A 16,589-nucleotide genomic window follows, 5' to 3' on the forward strand; every position below is an offset into this window, starting at 1 on the left:
TTATACTCAGAGTTTGTCTTGCTAAGGCTTAATTGTGGGACTTGTGCGCACATTTTCAAGCGTTAGACGATAATTCTTCGACCTGATGAGGCCAGTAAACGCATAGCTTTGCCTGTATAAATGCACAGCTTAATGGCATACTTGACCTAAAACCCGATGTTAAAAGAAATTAATGGACGTTTCAGAGCTACTTGACGACTTAAATCAAAAGCAAAGAGAAGCCGTAGGCGCGCCTGCAGGTAATATGTTGGTATTAGCGGGTGCAGGCAGCGGCAAAACCCGTGTGCTGGTGCATCGTATTGCTTGGCTTATGCACGTAGAAAATATTGCGCCCTTCAGTATCTTGGCGGTTACATTTACAAACAAAGCGGCGCGCGAAATGCGCGGAAGAATTGAGGCTTTGATGGGACGCCCGTTAAACAGTATGTGGATAGGCACCTTCCACGGGCTAGCTCACCGGCTTTTGCGCAGTCATGCGCAAGAAGCCAAACTGCCAGACAACTTCCAAATTCTCGATTCAGACGATCAATACCGTTTGGTTAAGCGCATTATCAAGTCGCTCAACATGGACGAGAAACAATGGCCACCAAAGCAGTTACAATGGTATATCAACGGACAAAAAGACGAAGGGCTTCGTCCCCATCAAATAGAAACCCATGGTGATCACACGCAGCAAAAAATGCGTGATATTTATCAGGCCTATCAAGCAGCCTGTGACCGTTCAGGGCTGGTAGATTTTGCTGAAATACTACTCCGAGCCCATGAGCTGCTGGTGAACAACCCAGATTTACTGGCTAATTATCAGCGACGTTTCCGCGCGATTCTAGTGGACGAGTTTCAAGATACCAATAATATACAGTACGCTTGGCTCAGACTGCTCTGCAGCCAAGATAATCACATTATGATTGTGGGGGATGACGATCAATCAATCTATGGTTGGCGTGGTGCGAACGTAGAAAACATCCAGCACTTTTTACATGACTACAACAACGTATCAACCATTAGGCTTGAGCAAAACTACCGCTCAACAGCTACTATTTTGAAAGCCGCCAATGCGGTCATCGACCACAATCAAGGGCGTTTAGGCAAAGAACTGTGGACAGACGGTAGCAAGGGAGACCCAATTTCTGTTTACGCGGGTTTCAACGAACTCGACGAAGCCCGTTTCATTGTGTCGCAGATACAGGACTGGCAACAACAGGGCAATCCTTTACAAGAATGCGCAATCTTATATAGGAACAATGCCCAGTCCCGCGTACTTGAAGAAGCTTTGTTGCAACAAGCCATACCTTATCGGATCTACGGTGGTTTACGCTTTTTTGAACGTCAGGAAATAAAAGATGCGCTTAGCTATCTCAGGTTAATCTATTTTCCTCACGATGATGCCGCCTTTGAACGTGTGGTAAATACTCCAAGCCGTGGACTGGGCGATAAAACACTGGGCATAGTGCGAAACCATGCAAGAGAGTATGACTTATCTATGTGGCAGGCAGCCTCCCAATGTGTCGAGCAGGGGTTACTGAAAGGAAGAGCTGCAAATGCTGTCACAGCGTTTCGCTCACTCATAACAGAGCTGTCAGATCAGGCTGAACACCAAGTTTTAGATGAACAGGCAAAAACGGCTATCCACGGCTCAGGGCTCTATGCTATGTATCAGGCAGAGAAAGGAGAAAAAGCCCAGGCGCGTATTGAAAACCTTGAAGAGTTAGTCAGCGCCTGTAAGCAATTCGAAATTCCGGTTGAAGAGGAAGAGGAGCTGACACCGCTAGCTGCATTTTTGGCGCATGCGTCTTTAGAGGCAGGCGAAACACAAGCAGATAGCCATCAGGATTGTGTCCAAATGATGACTATTCACACAGCCAAAGGTCTTGAATTTCCGCTTGTGGTGCTCGCTGGCGTAGAGGAAGGCATGTTCCCCAGTCAGTTAACCCATGATGAGCCTGGCCGCATGGAGGAAGAACGTCGTTTGTGTTATGTGGGTATGACCCGGGCTATGAAGAAGCTCTTCATTACGTACGCCGAATCAAGGCGGTTGTACGGTCAGGACAAATACCATACCGCCAGCCGCTTCATTAAGGAAATTCCCGATGACTGTGTTGAAGAGGTCAGATTAAAGTCAACGCTCTCGCGGCCAGTACACAACAGATTCAGTCCTGCAACATCGCATGAAGCGTTTGAGGGTAGTGGATTTACTCTGGGGCAGCGCGTTCGACACCGCAAGTTCGGCGATGGTGTAGTATTAAATTATGAAGGCAGTGGCGAACATGCCAGAGTACAAGTAAACTTTGATGACTTCGGTGCTAAATGGTTAGTACTAAGCTTTGCCAAATTAGAGCCGGTATAACGAAGGTAATCAATTAATGCAGCATCAGGTCCTGATTGTTGAGAGCAATACTCAACTCGCGCGTCTCTTGCACAAGCAGGTGATCCAAGCAGGGCTTGAGCCTCTCATGGCTGACTCCATGTACGCAGCAAAAAAGCGCTTTTCTGATTCACTGCCTGAGTCCTTGTTGTGTGCCTTAGTGGGCTATGCCCATCCAGATGCAGAGTGTGCAGAAGCAATAGCTTTTACGACTGGCGTAGCCGTCCCAACGATTGCTATTTCAGAAAAAATGGACGGTGCAATCCATAAACACGTCATGCATTATGACATTGTCGACTATGTGGGACTGGAGAATGCACAAACAATCGATTACCTCTATCGGTTGTTGCTCAGGCTAAATAAAAACAAGCGCATTGGCGTGCTTGTGCTATCTGAAATTCGCAGAACACGCCAGGAATGTAAAAACTGGCTACAACGACACAGTTTCAGATTGTATGAAGCGATCACGCCCGACCAAGCGCATGCGCTTCTATTAGCCAACAACGACATCCAAATTGTAATGGTTGATACAAACTATGAAGATACCTGCTCCAGGTTCATTGCAGACCTTCGCAAGGTCTACACCAAAGATGATCTTGCGATTGTTGGCATGTCGCATAAACCCTCAAATTTTGTCGCCGCGCACTTTATAAAATGTGGGGCTACTGACTTTTTCACTTTGCCGTTTAATCATGAAGAGTTTTTGTGCCGGGTTATGCAAATGCTTGAATCTATAGAGCATGTCGCGTTAATTCGAAAAACAGCGAATACCGATTACTTAACAGGACTGCCCAATCGCCGTCATTTTTTCTTTTCAGTTAATAAACGTCAGCCTGCACATATCAGCACACAGGCTTTAGCCATTATTGACCTTGACCACTTCAAGCACATCAATGACACCTATGGCCATGATGCTGGCGACGCAGTACTAAAGAACGTTGCCAGACTATTAGCAACAGAATTTGAGCACGCTGATATTGCGCGTTTCGGCGGAGAAGAGTTTTGCGTGTATCTACCGGATATTGCCGTGGATGATGCTATTGCTACCATGCAAAGCCTGTGTCAGAAAGTAGCGGCATTGCACATTGACTTTAACAACACCGTACTGCGTGTTACCACCAGTATTGGATTAACGGTAGCCTACAATAGCAATATCGAAGCCATGCTATCAAAAGCTGATGCCATGCTGTATGAAGCGAAAAATGGCGGTCGTAACCAGGTGCGCTACAATGCCGAATGTTGACGTTTTTGCTGTCGATAAGCCCGGAATGAGTCAAGCGTAAATAATACTACGCCAGCCCAAACAAACATAAAAATAACAGCGCGCTCAAGCGTAAATTCCTCACCGTACAACAACACTGCGACGGCAAACATAATAGACGGGCCAATATACTGCAAAAAGCCGAGTGTTGAGTATTTCAGTCGCTTCGCCGCACCATTAAAAAACAGTAATGGCACTGTTGTTAACAGACCAGCAGACACCAGCAGAGCATTCATCAACACGCTGTTATTGAGCATGTTGCTGTGAGGTGACCCAAAATACAGCAAATAAAAGAGCGCAACAGGGAGCATCATAACGGTTTCAATGGTTAACCCTGCCACAGGCCCAACGGACACCATTTTACGCAACAGGCCATAAATACTAAAACTGAAAGCAAGACTTATGGCTATCCAGGGAAATGCACCGAAACCGACTACTAGAATGCCCACACCGATTACCACAAGCGCAACAGCAGCTTGCTGCCATGGGCGTAATACCTCACCAAGTATTACACGCCCAAGCAATACATTGATCAATGGATTGATATAGTAACCAAGGCTGGCCTCCAGAATCCTGCCCTGATTAACAGCCCAAATATAAATGAGCCAATTTATCGCCAGTAAGACAGCAGCAATTAAAAGAATTAACATTCTTCTAGGATTTTTTAACGTTTCTAGCAGGGCCGTGCTTTGCTTCATTGCCCACACTAACAACATTAGCACCACGACTGACCAAACCACACGATGTGTGAGTATTTCAAAAGCGGGGACCATCGCTAATTGTTTGAAGTATATGGGTGCAAGCCCCCACATCAGGTAGGCCCCTATCGCAAATAAAATACCTTGTTTCGTTTGGGTGTTCATGGGTCATTGGCTGACGAGAGTAGAAGGCGGCTACTTTACACCTACCGTTAAACTATTCAAGCAAAGATCACGCTGCCAATAAAATGGTCACAGGTACAGTGACCCGCAGCCAGAAAAATCGTAAACTATTAGCATGAAAGATTCTCAATCCTGTGTCGACCTCCACCACACTCTCAGTACAATTTTTGGCTTCGACGAATTCCGCGACGGCCAGCTTTCCGTTATTGAAAATATTGTGGCTGGCAAGGATGCTCTGGTATTACTTCCAACCGGGGGCGGCAAGTCATTGTGCTATCAGCTTCCGGCTATCGCAATGCCAGGCACCGCGGTTGTTGTTTCCCCCTTAATTTCATTGATGCAGGATCAGGTAGAGCAGGTGAATGAACTTGGGGTTAAAGCAGCATTCATCAACTCTTCACAGGCTCAAGAACAGCAACAGCATACTTACGACTTGCTAAATAACGGCCAGCTCGACTTGTTATACGTATCTCCAGAAAAGCTATTGCAACACAGTTTTTTAAAGCTATTGAGCAATCTTACAGTAAGCCTTTTTGCTATCGATGAAGCGCACTGCGTCTCCCATTGGGGTCATGATTTTCGTGCTGATTACAGGCAGCTATATCAACTAAAGCAACGGTTTCCCGATGTCCCCGTCGTTGGATTAACAGCAACTGCAGACAGGACGACACAGGCGGACATAGTCGCTCAATTGGGCCTTAACGATCCCTTTGTACACAAAGGCAGTTTTGACCGACCCAATATTCGTTATCGCGTTGTACAAAAATACAAGGCGTTTGAACAGGTTGCACAATATATCGATGAACAAGACGGAAGCGGCATTATTTACTGTAATAGCAGAGCAAAAGTCGACGACCTCACACAAAAGTTGCAAAAAAGAGGGCTCCGCTGTGCCAGCTACCACGCGGGTATGGAAAGCGAGGAGCGCGCATGGGTGCAACGGCAGTTCCTTACCGACAGTATTCAGGTTGTTATAGCCACCGTTGCATTTGGTATGGGTATCAATAAATCTAACGTTAGGTTTGTCGTTCATCATGACGTACCAAGAAGCATAGAAAGTTACTATCAAGAGACGGGGCGTGCCGGGCGAGACGGACTGCCCTCAGAAGCCTTATTGTTGTTTGACGAAAAAGACGCAGCCAGGGTTCGCCAATGGATTGAGCAAGGGGAAAACGAAGAGCGTCTCGCCCTGTGTTTGCAAAAGTTTGCGGCTATGGAATCTTTTGGCGACGCACTTACCTGCCGTCGTCAGGTTTTGCTTAATTATTTTTCCGAACTCACCCACACCCATTGTGGTAACTGTGATATTTGCTTGGATCCGCCAAAAATGATTGACGGACTCGTATTGGCGCAAAAAGTCTTATCGTGTATTTTGCGCTTGCAACAAAGTGCAACGGCACAGTACGTTATCGATATACTGCGCGGGCGACAACATAAAAAGCTTGATCCTGCTCACTTTGAACTGTCTACCTATGGTATTGGAAAAGCACACTCTGATGCCTACTGGCACAGTATTATCAATCAACTCATTCACAAAGGTTTGTTGCGAGTTGATATTGAAGCGCATGCAGTACTCAGAATCACAGAGGGCGCTCGCCCTGTGCTTAAAGGCGAAACTCAACTGCAAATTGCCACACCTAGATTAGATGTAAAATCCAATAAAAAGTCGGAAAGCAAAGTGTATGACAAAGAACTGTTTGCTCGCTTAAAGCATCTAAGAAAGGTCATCGCCGACGAAAATGGCGTGCCTCCCTTTGTTGTTTTTAGTGACGCAACCTTGATTGATATCACTGAGAAATTGCCTCAAACAGATGGCCAGTTTCTACAGGTTTCAGGCGTGGGCAACACTAAATTGGAGCGCTATGGTGACGCCTTCCTCACATTACTCAAAGATTACAGTAATCGCGATCATATGGGTGTTGCGTAGGCATACTCACCGCCTTTTTTCAATGCCCTTTGGTACGCTTCACGTTGGTGCATTCGTTTTACATATGCAGTAATTGCAGGATAACGCTCTGCCCGATTTGAAGCCACTAATGCCTCAAGAGGAAAGATCATCTGAAAGTCCACACCGGTTAGGCCACTACCAACAAAACCGTGATTGGCAGAAAGGTGTTGTTCAACAAAATCGAGACTGCTTTTTAAATTTGGACCAAAATAGGCCGCTTTGACCGCGTCAACAAACTTTCCAATGAATACATTCAGGGGAAAGACCACTTTGCCTTTTGCTTTTTCCAAAACCATATTGGCAACTAGCGCTGGCATGAGGGAGCCTTCGGCAAAATGCATCCAAAATAAGTAGTCCTGACCTTCACTTGCCACATCATAACTAAATGCCCCAACTTGATCATAATGACTAATTAGGTATTCAATGATCGCCGCTGATTCGGCCAGCGTGTGTTCACCGACAGTAAGCACAGGTGCCCGTCCCAAAGGGTGCACAGCTTTAAGTGACGAAGGCGCCAAATTAGTTTTTTTGTCGCGTTCGTGGAATTCAATATCATATTCGGCACTCAATTCTTCCAAAAGCCATAATATGCGTTGAGAGCGAGAATTGTTAAGGTGATGAAGCGTTATCATAAACGTCCTTAGTCTACATCATTACACTCAATACCTGTTTAAAGCCTGGTCAGTTTACTTTCTTCATCAAGTTTTTTTATTCAGTGCCGTTGTTCCCTAAAAGGCTGTCTGCTGTCGTTTACACCGTGTAATAATTAGACACCATGATTCACCCGCGGTATAACTATGAAGCCCTCAGTAAAAAGGATGCCGTAATGAGGATGGTGCTACGCCGTTTAGTACATTTTTGTTGTCTGATTTGCCTTACTTCGATTTGGCACATGACCGCTTACGCCGAAAATAGTCCGGTAATCATTGATGATGGATTTTTCAATAAAACGATTACCAACAACGCTATTAGGGTATATGCCAGTAAGACTCTGCCTCTGTCATCTGTGCAGGAGCATATCGACCAGTGGTTGCCCATAGTGCCATTATCTCCCATACCCCAAAATGGCAAAGTGTGGGCAAAAACCACCGTTCTCCATAAAGGTGTCAACTCCATTCAGTTGACAGCAGTTGCCTCCAATACCTTTGCAACAAAGCTGGAAGGCTTTGTTGTTGATGAACGGGGAAGTATTAAAAAAGCCTACAGTCAAAACAAGCGCGGTTCATTAGGTCATCAATTTAGTTTTACGCTCATGCCCGGTGAGCGCGTTGATATCTATATTGCTATCGAAGACGAGGGCCCTTCTTTTCTCCCGCTAAGCCTATGGCAAGCTGATGCGTTGTCTAAGATAACGGCGCAAACCTCGTTGTACAAAATGCTGTTCTCTGGCGCAATGGGCTGCCTTATCCTCTATTTTTTCCTTACCTACTTTGTACAACGAAATGTATGTCGTTACTGGTTTGCCCTGACTGTGTTTATGCTGCTGTTTTTTGTATTACAGAAACAGGGATTAACACTACCCGTAATTGGCAATCTGCTAACGCAAACGACGCTCGTTTATCTTTTAGCAGCACTCGCGTTGCTGGCAGCCTCTAAAGTTACCCATTACCACTTATTTAGGCTGCCAAAACGGCTCGACTGGATGAATTACGCAGTTGCCGCAATGGTCGTGTTGCCTTTGCTATTCACTTCCTCTTACGTGGCGTTAATACTTTCCACACTTTTCGCCGGACTATGGTTGGCGCTGCAAATTGCCTACAGCTTTATTTACAACGATCGACGACTTGTTCTGCCATCCATACTTTATGGTATTGCCTGGTTAACTGGGCTGATAACGTACTTGCTGCACATTGGCTATTTTTTAACAGAGACACCGCATACCAGTCTCACTGTGGGCATCTCATTAATGGCAATACTCAGCGCAGCGATTATTGCCGGTATTGCCATAGAAACCAGTGAGCGCGGCATCAGGATCCGTGAATTTAGCCATCAGGAAAAGCGCATAGAGAATTTACGGCAATTCTATGATTTATTCAGAAACTCGGCAGAGGGGCTTTACACCTCTACCAAAGATGGTCAGTTGCTCAGCGTTAATCCAGCTATGTGTCAGCTTTTTGGATATACCAATGAAGACACCATGCTAAAGCAGGTAAAAACGACGGAAGACTTCTATGCTCACCCTGAAGACCGTGTGCTGTTACTGGAAGAGCTTAATAAACATCAAAGCCTGTTAGGCAGAGAGATAAAAGGCAAAAAAAGGGATGGCAGCGAATTCTGGTTCTCATTATCCTGTCAGCGACATATTGAAGGTAAAAAAGAGTATCTGTATGGTTCTATCTTCGACATCACAGAGCGAAAACAGTCTAGTCTGAGTTTAGAATACCTTGCCACCCATGATTCATTAACTGGGGTTCTGAACCGGCGGGAGTTTGAGCGCATTCTGACCACTCTACTCGATAACTACAATCCGTCTATCCCAGCTTGCTTGCTTTACATCGATTTAGACAGATTCAAATTAGTGAATGATTCCTGCGGTCACAGAGCAGGAGACGAACTCATCAAAAAAATAGCAACGTTAATCCATGAAACTGTGGGCGCAAAAGGAAAGGTTGCCAGACTCGGAGGCGATGAGTTTGCCGTCATCACGTCAGATGTTGATGAAGATGACGCCTATGTATGCGCTAACAAGCTGCTTAATGCGATACAAGATTATAGATTCTTGTATGAAAATAAGATTTTTTCACTTGGTGCCAGTATCGGTTTCTTGCGTATTGATACACCTGATTATTTACCTGAACACCTCGTTTCCATGGCGGATGCAGCCTGTTATATCGCGAAAGAAAAAGGACGAAATCAAATCCATAAATATTCACCAGACGATAAAAGCGTAAAGCGTTATGAAAGTGAAATTAAGTGGATAAACAAAATCAACGACGCGCTCGAACATGATAATTTTGTGCTGTATTACCAGCAATATCAGGCTCTGCAGGCCAAAAAAGACGGTATTTACATAGAAGTTCTCATTCGAATTAACGATGAAGGTAATATCATCGCCCCCGCATTGTTTCTGAATACAGCCGAGCGATATAGCCTGGCTAACAAAATAGATCGCTGGGTCATTGAAAATACCCTAGCATGGCTAGGAAACAACCCGGACGTACTAGCAATACTGACACAGTGTAATATCAATCTCAGTGGACAATCTCTTGCTGATAAAGATTTGAAATTAGCGATTCTCAACGCCTTCGAACAGCATGGCGTGCCCTATAACAAGGTTTGTTTCGAAATAACAGAAACAACCGCGGTTGTGCGGTTAGAAGAAACGCTCGACTTTATAAAAACGTTTAAAGGCCTCGGATGTAAATTTGCATTGGATGATTTTGGTAGTGGCTTTTCTTCCTATGCCTATTTAAAAAACTTGCCTGTAGATTGTGTGAAAATAGATGGCAGCTTTATTCGCGAGTTGCTGCTATATCCTGTCAATCAAGCCATGGTGTCCTCTATAAACGACATCGCTAAAGCGATGAATATGGAAACTGTAGCCGAATTTGTTGAAGATGAAGCCACTTTGATTCAGCTTGGCAAAATCGGCATTGACTTTGCGCAGGGTTACCTTGTGTCAACACCACAACCTCTCGATATGCTAGCGAATAACAATTAAAAACTGTGTAGAGGCTTGCATTTTACGTTGATAACCCCATTGTTATGGCCCAAATAGCCGTAAAGATATAAACTACCCTTATGCAAAACGCATACGAATATGTCAGCTCAGCCAAACTCCCTACGCGATTTGGTGAATTCAGAATCCATGGTTTCGTTGAAGCCAGTGGCCAGGAGCATGTTGCCCTGACGTATGGCGCCTGGTCTGAAGATGACACTGTATCTATACGTATCCATTCAGAGTGTTTAACCGGCGACGCTCTCTTTAGCACGCGATGTGATTGTGGCTTTCAATTAGAGCGCGCGCTGCAAAATATGGTTAAGCAAGGCTCAGGCGTACTCTTATACTTACGGCAGGAAGGGCGAGGCATTGGCCTGCTAAACAAAATCCGCGCCTATGAACTTCAGGACGCCGGCATGGATACAGTAGAAGCCAATGAACACCTTGGTTTTGATGCCGACCTGCGCGATTACTCAATTTGTAAAACCATGCTTGATACGCTTAACGTTAAGCATGTGGAGCTGATGACCAATAACCCTAAAAAGTTAAAAGCACTGAAGAATATGGGTATTGACGTAGTAGCGCGTAAACCCATAGATCATGGCATTACCGACGACAACATTCGCTACATCACAACCAAAAGAGATAAATTGGGTCACGCTTTCGACCCACATCTGTTAAAGGGCGATTAAGTCTTTATTCAGGCATGGTTAATTAAAACCCTCCAATACTGTGTTTGAAACATGACATGGAGGGAGCATTATGCGCCTGATTACTTTTGCCTTTTTACTGATAGTGGGTTCAGCGTCTGCCCATCCGCATCACAACCCAAAACCCAACCGCTATTCCCATCATCAGGGCCTTGAGCACCAGATAATGATTGCCTATGCCTACCCTGGTCAATTAGAGGCAGCTATTAGATGGCGACTTCGACATCCTTATGCAGATGTGAGCTTGCACTTACGGCATTTTCATCATCAGGGTTGGCATCCCAGTGTGATAGCCTTGTTGCATCACCCGCGATTTTTGGACGATTTATACCATAACCCTCGCTGGAGCCTGCATTACTGGGACAGGCCTTGGTACAAAAATCATCACAAAAGGTATTCTGGCCATCACAAGAAGCACCACAACCACTATAAACCGTGGAAAAAAAAGCGTCATAAACACAAAGAGAGGAAACGTGCTTATGTAAGGGAAAAATACTAACGCGAATAGTGATAAAAGGCCTTGTTTACTGTGTGGAAAACAAGGCCTTTGTTTTGATGGTGTTATACATGAAGTAAGCGTTACTGATCTCTTAAACTTCTACGCAATATTTTGCCCACAGAAGACTTAGGTAATTGTTCAAGTATGACCACCTGCTCGGGGACTTTATAGCCAGTGAGCTGCTCACGACAAAACGATCTTAGCGCATCAGGGCTGATATCGTGTTTCACGGTTACATAAGCCCACACTGCTTCCTGGGTTTTGTCAGAAGGCTTCCCCACTACCGCCGCTTCCAAAACAGCGTCATGACTACAAAGCACTGATTCCACCTCATTAGGGTACACATTAAAGCCTGACACTATGATCATATCTTTGATGCGATCCACTATTTTATACTTGCCATCAGGCAGTTTGACTGCCACATCGCCCGTTCTAAAATAACCGTCTTTGGTAAAGGCGTCTTTCGTCGCCTCTTCTCGCCCCCAGTATCCCAACATCACTTGGGGCCCTTTTGCGACCATTTCCCCTTCCTGCCCCTCCTCAACTGAATTCCCTTCAAGATCTCTAATATCAATTAGCGTGTCTTCCAGAGGCTTGCCAATAGTGCCAATTTCCTCATTACCAGGTTCATTAAAAGTCAAAACAGGACTGGTTTCCGACAACCCATACCCTTCGGTTATTGTGCACCCGGTCACCTTCTTCCAGAGCGAGGCAGCATCTTGCGTTAGCGCAGTGCCTCCTGAAGTGGTTAAACGCAAATGGCTAAAGTCTAAATCACGGAATGCTTGTTGGTTGCACAATCCGACGAACAACGTATTAATGCCAGCCATCCCAGTAAAGGGGATGTCTTTAATTGACTCGATAAACCCTGGAATATCTCTAGGGTTGGGAATAAGCACATTTAAATTCCCCAAACCAAACATTAACGTCATATTCACGGTAAACGCATAAATGTGGTACAGCGGAAGCGGTGAAATGAAGACCTCCTTGCCTACACGACACCCTGTTTTTATTCTGTCAGCCACTTGCACAACATTACTGAGCACATTGTTATGGGATAAGCTAGCACCTTTAGACACCCCTGTTGTACCACCAGTATATTGGATAATTGCTACGTCATCTTTGTGCTGGTTAACCGGTGCCAACACACTCTCTTTTGGCTGAGTAGCCAGAATACTGTGCAGAAGTACTTGGTTGGACTCTTCTACGCGCTCAGGTTCAGAGAGAAGATCACCGGGGTCTACGACGACAACATGCTCTATCTGCGTATCCGCGATAAAGGAAGCAAGATCTGAAAGCTTGCTTCTCAGAAGAACTACCACCTTTGTTTGAGAGTCAACGAACTGGTGCTGCATTTCTCGTGGCGTATACAAGGGATTCGTATTCACCAATACCATACCCGCTCTTAGTACACCGTAAGCAGTAATTGGATATTGGATAATATTAGGTAGCTGCACAGCTACTCTGTCGCCTTGACTTAGCCCAGGCAATGTTTGCAACCAATTAGCAAACTGCCTGGAAGATATCTCCATCTCACTGAATGTCACCGTATGCTGGCCGCAGCGGTAAGCAGGCTTTTCACTGTGCTTTGCCATGGTCTGCTCAAAGAAATCGCCTAACAAGCTGCTAGTACAAACAGTCTCACTTTGCATGGTAATCTCCTCAGTTAAAACTCGAATTTGGCACGTAAAGACCAGGTTGACGGTGGCGCAATGAAGCCATAAATCGTATCAGCGCCGAAGGTTCCTGACAGCGGGGAGTTGCCCGCGTACATGATATAGTCTTCATCAGTGATATTGCGGCCAAGTATTTCAACGCTCCACGTGTCAAATTGCAGCGCTATGTTTGCATCCAGTCTACCTATCGCGTCTTCGTCAAAATTGGGATCGAGGTTTTGATGCACATTTTGGCCGCCCGTGTAGTTGTAGTTCACATTGATGCGCAGGTCCATGCTGTCAGACAAGGTTATGTAGTAGTCTGCATTCAGGTTAGCAGTAATGGTTGGGGTGTATTGCCCTGACAACCCGGTGTAGTCGCAAAGTCCAGTAGCAGGGTTATAGCGAGCTGCTAAATCTGCATTTGCATCGAATTGCTGACGATAGAAGCAGTTGCCGTCTTTGTAATCAGTGAACTCCTGGTCAAGATAAGCAGCAGAATATGACAACGTAAAGTCTTCTGTTACCGCGAAGGAACCGTCTATTTCTATTCCTTGCATTTTTGATGTGGCGTTACCAACCACAAAGCCAAGTGTACCGTCGAATTGGCTCACTTGTAGATCATCAAAATCAGTATAATAAATAGCCGCATTAAAGCGCGCCCGCCCATCCCAGAATGTACTCTTGTATCCCACTTCAAATGCCGATGCTTCCTCAGCATCAAACTCAAAAGACGACACAACATTGGCTCGGGCATCATAACCGCCTGATTTTGAACCCTTCGACCAGCCGGCGTAATACATGACATCTTTAGATGCCTTATATTGGAAATTAATGCTTGGATCAAACGCCGTTTCAGAGCGAGAACCTGATAAGTTATGGCCCGTTGATTGCTCGGTTTCAATACCAAATAAACCCAACAACACCAGAGCAGAAAGCGGATTGGGCGCCACGTCGCGGGTATCAATGGTATACACGTTTAGCTGTCTGCTACCGTCTTTATCCTCTTTGCTCCATCGAGCACCCACCGACATATTAAGTTTGTCTGTTACTTCATACACCAGTTGGCCGAAAACACTGAATGAGTCCGTATCTTGAGTAAAGTCTCGGGCACCCGAGATACCAGATAGCGCTGCACCTTGAGCAGCACTCCCTGTTACTGCTGTTACTGCGGTAGGCAGTACGGAAAGATTAGGTTGACCGACTTGGCCTACAGGAACACGAATGGCGTCATAAAAGTCCAGTTCACTGGTTTGATAAAAGAGTCCCGCCTGCCAGGCTACCTTTTGGTTTGGATCAGAGGCCACTCTGAACTCTTGGCTGAATTGGTCATACTTTTCTTCCATAGGCACAGTAAAGATGTTTGCGCCGATGTAGTCACAGTCACAAATGTCATTAAATTCATAATCGAGGGTTGCGGTTCTGGATTCAAACTCCAGGTCACCCACCATGCCCGTCACCTCCACAACAAAATTGTTCACTTCATTGGTACTGGAATCGCCGTTGGCTTGTCTTGAGTAATCCAGATTTGTTTCTCGGATCGCTTCGGTCAGCCCAAAGCCAGCGCCAAGTGTCGCGCCAAACGGATTACCTGGACTGCCTTCATCCTGAAGAATTTCAATATGACGACCATTGGTTTCGAAGTCATTTCGTTCATACTTGAAATTGATCGTCCAATCTTCGTTAACCAAATACTTCAGTTTTGCCCGCACCGTCTGGTCATCTCTGTTGGGTTCATCACGGTCTAACGTTGTATTTTCAATGTAACCATCTTCCTGATAATTTCTGATAGACAAGCGCCCGTACAGCTTGCCTTCAACCAGCGCGAGGTTAGCAACACCCTGAACCTCTTGAATACCATGCTCTCCCACTTGCAAGAAGAGTTTGCCTGTATTGTCCTCTTCCACTGCTGCTGTTGTGAAATTAAGCGCGCCACCGATGGCGTTTTTACCGAACAATATACTTTGCGGGCCTCGCAACACTTCGGCTCTTTCCATATCAAAAAAAGGCGCCCTTGTAAGCTGTTGCCTGGCATAAGAAACACCGTCGATAAACTGAACAACGGATTGTTCAAAGCCTTGGTTATTGCCCGAGCCAACCCCGCGAATAAAGGTTTGCGTACTGAGTCCGGTTTCGGTCATAGAAAGGTTTGGAATATAGAGCTGCAAATCGTCAATTTTATCTATTGACACTCGCTCTAACTGTTCACTCGACATTGCCTGAACAGAAATGGGTACATCCTGAATATTCTCTACGCGTCTTTGCGCAGTAACTTGTATCACCTCCAGTGCAATGGAGGGCTTTTCTTGATTGGTTTGGGCAGTTTCTTCTTGGCTCTCTTGTGCCAAAACAGAATTGCTCAGTGCGGAACAGATCGCCAAAGCGGTGAGCGTGAGTTTAGGGTTGTTCATGAGTGTCTCACTTATTATTTTGCTAATGATTTGTTAATAGCGTAATAAATTCGTAAATTTTTATTATATCCTTGCTGGACATTTACCCTGTCATTAGCGGACAATGTGGCAGCAGGAGGGGTAAAGTGGGAGTAAAAATGGACATAGCAGCGAAAAAATGTGAGCCGGCCATTGTAAGTTCACAAAAACTCATTTTTATCGCTGAATCGATGCGAGAGCTAAACATCGATCTATCCACCGTATTTCCAAAGACTCATCTGGAAAACCAGCGCCTTGTCGCTATGGAAGAAAGGGTTCCGTTTTCATTGGTAAAGGAGGTGTTTGAAAAATTAGCACAATTGCCAATTGAGAACCTTGCGATCACACTGGGAAGTATGATCCGCGTTAAATACTACGGTTTGTTTGGGTGTGTGCTACTGTGTAAAGAGGACTTGAGGTCAGCAATGGAGTTTGCCATTGGCTATCACGATATCGTCACTCGCACCACCGAATTGTCATTTGCTCCCGCTAAAGATGGCTACTACAAATTTTGCTGTCACAGCGTTTTTGACCAACCTCTCCTCCAACACTTCAACCTAGAATTTCATGCGGCGGTAAACCTCAGCCTGATTCGGGATGTGGTCGACAACCGGCAATTTTCACCTTGTGAAGTGCACATGAGTGTGCCAAAACCCGCTAACCCTGCTTTTTACGAAGCCTACTTTGGTTGCCCGGTGAGGTTTGAGCAGGCCGAAGACTTTTTACTTTTTTCTCATGAAAAAGTAGCGACCAAGTTGCCCCAAAACAATCCCCTTGTGGTACCGATTTTGTTAAAAGACTGCGAACAACAAATACGAGATTACCTCTCAGAAAATGACTTTTTATTTACAGTGTATAAATGGGTATCAGAAAACATTCATCGCGATGCGACATTAGAGATGCTAGCGAAAACGCTTTGCACCACAGAGAGAACACTGCGTCGTAAACTCGCCGAATACAACGTCACCTTCAGTGAGATTTCTACCAACATCAAACAGAAACTGGCCAAACAATATCTCACTGAAACTCAGTTAACCGTCGATGATATTGGTGCCGCAATAGGCTTTACCGATCCAGCGAACTTTCGACGGGCATTTAAACGATGGTCAGGCATGCAGCCATCGCAATTTCGCAAGTTGAGTGGCGAGTGAAGCGAACAAATCATTGATAACGCATAGCAATT

At 45.3% G+C, this 16,589-nt stretch carries 11 protein-coding genes; 7 read left to right on the forward strand and 4 right to left on the reverse strand.

Features of this window, described 5'->3' with window-relative positions; translation table 11 throughout:
- Positions 1 to 172: 172 nt before the first annotated feature.
- Both uvrD and DRW07_RS15745 read left to right on the forward strand, forming a co-directional pair.
- Positions 173 to 2,344 (forward strand): DNA helicase II, encoded by a 2,172-nt coding sequence (gene uvrD, locus DRW07_RS15740; RefSeq protein ID WP_124028905.1) that lies wholly within the window; start codon positions 173 to 175, stop codon positions 2,342 to 2,344.
- A gap of 16 nt (positions 2,345 to 2,360) precedes the next feature.
- Positions 2,361 to 3,605: a GGDEF domain-containing response regulator gene (locus DRW07_RS15745; RefSeq protein ID WP_124028906.1), complete on the forward strand. Its 1,245-nt coding sequence runs from the start codon at positions 2,361 to 2,363 to the stop codon at positions 3,603 to 3,605.
- Here the strand turns inward: DRW07_RS15745 and rarD are convergent.
- On the reverse strand, positions 3,587 to 4,486 hold the full coding sequence (gene rarD / locus DRW07_RS15750) for an EamA family transporter RarD (protein ID WP_124028907.1): 900 nt from the start codon (positions 4,484 to 4,486) through the stop codon (positions 3,587 to 3,589). The genes DRW07_RS15745 and rarD overlap by 19 nt on opposite strands.
- A 133-nt stretch (positions 4,487 to 4,619) precedes the next feature.
- Between rarD and recQ the strand changes: the two genes are divergently transcribed.
- Positions 4,620 to 6,431: a DNA helicase RecQ gene (gene recQ / locus DRW07_RS15755; RefSeq protein ID WP_124028908.1), complete on the forward strand. Its 1,812-nt coding sequence runs from the start codon at positions 4,620 to 4,622 to the stop codon at positions 6,429 to 6,431.
- On the opposite strand, the gene DRW07_RS15760 is transcribed toward recQ, so the two are convergent.
- A complete protein-coding gene (locus tag DRW07_RS15760; RefSeq protein WP_124028909.1) occupies positions 6,413 to 7,084 on the reverse strand; it encodes a glutathione S-transferase family protein in 672 nt (223 codons plus the stop codon). The two genes, recQ and DRW07_RS15760, sit on opposite strands and share 19 nt — an antisense overlap.
- Before the next feature lie 260 nt (positions 7,085 to 7,344).
- On the opposite strand from DRW07_RS15760, the gene DRW07_RS15765 reads away from it, so the two are divergent.
- The 3 genes from DRW07_RS15765 to DRW07_RS15775 all read left to right on the forward strand — a co-directional run bounded on the left by DRW07_RS15765 (position 7,345) and on the right by DRW07_RS15775 (position 11,322).
- A complete protein-coding gene (locus DRW07_RS15765) occupies positions 7,345 to 10,113 on the forward strand; it encodes an EAL domain-containing protein (RefSeq protein ID WP_165870525.1) in 2,769 nt (922 codons plus the stop codon).
- Positions 10,114 to 10,193: 80 nt separating this feature from the next.
- Positions 10,194 to 10,805, forward strand: a complete 612-nt coding sequence (gene ribA / locus DRW07_RS15770) for a GTP cyclohydrolase II (RefSeq protein WP_124028911.1) — start codon at positions 10,194 to 10,196, stop codon at positions 10,803 to 10,805.
- Between the two features lie 70 nt (positions 10,806 to 10,875).
- Complete coding sequence (locus DRW07_RS15775) at positions 10,876 to 11,322, forward strand: DUF3300 domain-containing protein (RefSeq protein ID WP_124028912.1); 447 nt, start codon at positions 10,876 to 10,878, stop codon at positions 11,320 to 11,322.
- A gap of 80 nt (positions 11,323 to 11,402) precedes the next feature.
- Here DRW07_RS15775 and DRW07_RS15780 read toward each other — a convergent pair whose 3' ends face one another.
- Both DRW07_RS15780 and DRW07_RS15785 read right to left on the reverse strand, forming a co-directional pair.
- The gene (locus DRW07_RS15780; RefSeq protein ID WP_124028913.1) at positions 11,403 to 12,974 is read right to left on the reverse strand and encodes an AMP-binding protein; all 1,572 of its coding nucleotides are present in this window, start codon (positions 12,972 to 12,974) and stop codon (positions 11,403 to 11,405) included.
- A 14-nt stretch (positions 12,975 to 12,988) separates the two neighbouring features.
- Positions 12,989 to 15,388, reverse strand: a complete 2,400-nt coding sequence (locus DRW07_RS15785) for a TonB-dependent receptor (protein ID WP_124028914.1) — start codon at positions 15,386 to 15,388, stop codon at positions 12,989 to 12,991.
- Between the two features lie 137 nt (positions 15,389 to 15,525).
- Between DRW07_RS15785 and DRW07_RS15790 the strand changes: the two genes are divergently transcribed.
- The gene (locus DRW07_RS15790) at positions 15,526 to 16,557 is read left to right on the forward strand and encodes an AraC family transcriptional regulator (RefSeq protein ID WP_124028915.1); all 1,032 of its coding nucleotides are present in this window, start codon (positions 15,526 to 15,528) and stop codon (positions 16,555 to 16,557) included.
- Positions 16,558 to 16,589 lie beyond the last annotated feature (32 nt).

The sequence above is a fragment of the Paralteromonas sediminis genome, assembly GCF_003820355.1.
GTDB classification, from domain to species: Bacteria; Pseudomonadota; Gammaproteobacteria; order Enterobacterales; family Alteromonadaceae; genus Alteromonas_F; species Alteromonas_F sediminis.

Excerpts from the sequence above, each read along its gene's own strand:
- DRW07_RS15765 (WP_165870525.1), top strand. The coding sequence starts at position 7,345 with ATGACCGCTTACGCCGAAAATAGTCCGGTAATCATTGATGATGGATTT.
- rarD (WP_124028907.1), bottom strand. The coding sequence starts at position 4,486 with ATGAACACCCAAACGAAACAAGGTATTTTATTTGCGATAGGGGCCTAC.
- DRW07_RS15745 (WP_124028906.1), top strand. The coding sequence starts at position 2,361 with ATGCAGCATCAGGTCCTGATTGTTGAGAGCAATACTCAACTCGCGCGT.
- DRW07_RS15775 (WP_124028912.1), top strand. The coding sequence starts at position 10,876 with ATGCGCCTGATTACTTTTGCCTTTTTACTGATAGTGGGTTCAGCGTCT.
- recQ (WP_124028908.1), top strand. The coding sequence starts at position 4,620 with ATGAAAGATTCTCAATCCTGTGTCGACCTCCACCACACTCTCAGTACA.
- ribA (WP_124028911.1), top strand. The coding sequence starts at position 10,194 with ATGCAAAACGCATACGAATATGTCAGCTCAGCCAAACTCCCTACGCGA.
- DRW07_RS15785 (WP_124028914.1), bottom strand. The coding sequence starts at position 15,388 with ATGAACAACCCTAAACTCACGCTCACCGCTTTGGCGATCTGTTCCGCA.
- DRW07_RS15790 (WP_124028915.1), top strand. The coding sequence starts at position 15,526 with ATGGACATAGCAGCGAAAAAATGTGAGCCGGCCATTGTAAGTTCACAA.
- DRW07_RS15780 (WP_124028913.1), bottom strand. The coding sequence starts at position 12,974 with ATGCAAAGTGAGACTGTTTGTACTAGCAGCTTGTTAGGCGATTTCTTT.
- DRW07_RS15760 (WP_124028909.1), bottom strand. The coding sequence starts at position 7,084 with ATGATAACGCTTCATCACCTTAACAATTCTCGCTCTCAACGCATATTA.
- uvrD (WP_124028905.1), top strand. The coding sequence starts at position 173 with ATGGACGTTTCAGAGCTACTTGACGACTTAAATCAAAAGCAAAGAGAA.